1 protein-coding gene is annotated in these 1,693 nt (G+C 74.0%); it reads left to right on the top strand.

The annotated features are described in order from the left end of the window. Window positions 1–1,693: type I polyketide synthase (locus ABZ208_RS39010; protein WP_356914186.1), on the top strand; the 1,693-nt coding region annotated here is incomplete at both ends.

Genomic DNA, 1,693 nt, shown 5'->3' with positions numbered 1-1,693 from the left:
CTCACCCACGCCCGCAGCGGCGCCGGCCGGCCCTGGTCGGCGCGCGGCACGGTCCTGATCACCGGTGGTACGGGTGCGCTGGGCGGGCACGTCGCCCGCTGGCTCGCCGGTGCCGGCGCCGAGCACCTCGTGCTCACCAGCCGCCGCGGCGCCGACGCCCCCGGCGCGGCCGGACTCAAGGCCGAACTGGAGGAGCTGGGAGCACGCGTCAGCCTCGCCGCGTGCGACGTCGCCGACCGCGATGCCGTGGCGGCGCTGCTCGCCGAGCACACCTTCACCTCCGTGTTCCACGCCGCGGGCGTGGAACAGTTCGCCCCCTTCGACGAGCTGACCCCGGCCGACTTCGCCCGCACGATCGCGGCGAAGGCCGGCGGTGCCGCACACCTGGACGAACTGCTGGGCGACCGGGAGCTGGACGCCTTCGTCCTCTTCTCCTCGATCGCCGGCGTGTGGGGCAGCGGACTGCAGACCGCCTACGCGGCCGCCAACGCCTTCCTCGACGGGCTCGCCGCCCGGCGGAGGGCCGAGGGCCTGACCGCCACCGCGATCGCCTGGGGCCCCTGGGCCGACGGCGGCATGGTCACCGACGCCGACGAGGAGCACCTGCGCCGCCGCGGCGTCATCTCCCTGCCCGCCGCGCTCGCCGTGACCGCGGTCCAGCGCGCCCTGGACTGCGACGACACCGCGGCCGTTGTGGCCGACATCGACTGGGAACGGTTCATCGGACCGTTCACCCTCGGCCGCCCCAGCGCACTGCTGTCCGAGCTGCCCGAGATGCGCCGCGCCGAGTCCGCCGACGCCGCCGCGGGCACCGCGCCCCTGGCGGCCCAGCTCGCCGGACTGCCGGAGGCCAAGCGCACCGAGACCCTGATCGACCTGGTCCGCGCACACGTCGCGGCCGTCCTGGGCCACGCCTCGGCGGCAGACGTCGAGCCCGACCGGGCGTTCAAGGACCTCGGCTTCGACTCCCTGACCGCCGTCGAACTCCGCAACAAGGTCAACACGGCGACCGGCCTCGCGCTGCCGCCCACAGTGGTCTTCGACTACCCCAACGCCACGGCGCTCGCCCGTTTCCTGCAGAGCGAGCTGATCGGATCGCAGGCCGCCGCGCTGCAGGAGCAGCACACGGCCGTCGCGGCCGACGATCCGATCGCCATCGTGGCGATGAGCTGCCACCTCCCGGGCGGCGTCCACTCGCCCGAGGCCCTGTGGGACCTGGTGGCGTCCGGCGGTGACGCCATCTCGGCATTCCCGTCCAACCGTGGCTGGGACGTCGACTCGCTCTACGACCCCGACCCCGAGCGCCTCGGCAAGACCTACGCGCGCGACGGCGGTTTCCTCTACGACGCCACCGACTTCGACGCCTCCTTCTTCGGCATCAGCCCCCGAGAGGCCCTGGCGATGGACCCGCAGCAGCGGCTGCTGCTGGAGACCTCCTGGGAGGTCTTCGAACGCGCCGGGATCACCCCCGGACAGCTGCGCGGCAGCCGGACCGGCGTCTTCGTCGGCATGGCCTACCAGGGCTATGGAGCCGACGTGCGGCGGACGCCGGAAGGCGTCGAAGGACACCGGTTGGTCGGCGGCGCGTCCAGCGTCGTCTCCGGCCGGGTGGCCTACACGTTCGGCCTCGAAGGCCCGGCCGTCACGATCGACACGGCGTGCTCGTCGTCGCTGGTCGCCCTCCACCTGGCCA

Origin of the sequence: Streptomyces sp. NPDC006208, assembly GCF_040613775.1 — a bacterium.
Classification (GTDB): domain Bacteria; phylum Actinomycetota; class Actinomycetes; order Streptomycetales; family Streptomycetaceae; genus Streptomyces.
The sequence above is the reverse complement of the archived record's forward strand: the minus strand, read 5'-3'. Positions and strand labels throughout refer to the sequence as shown.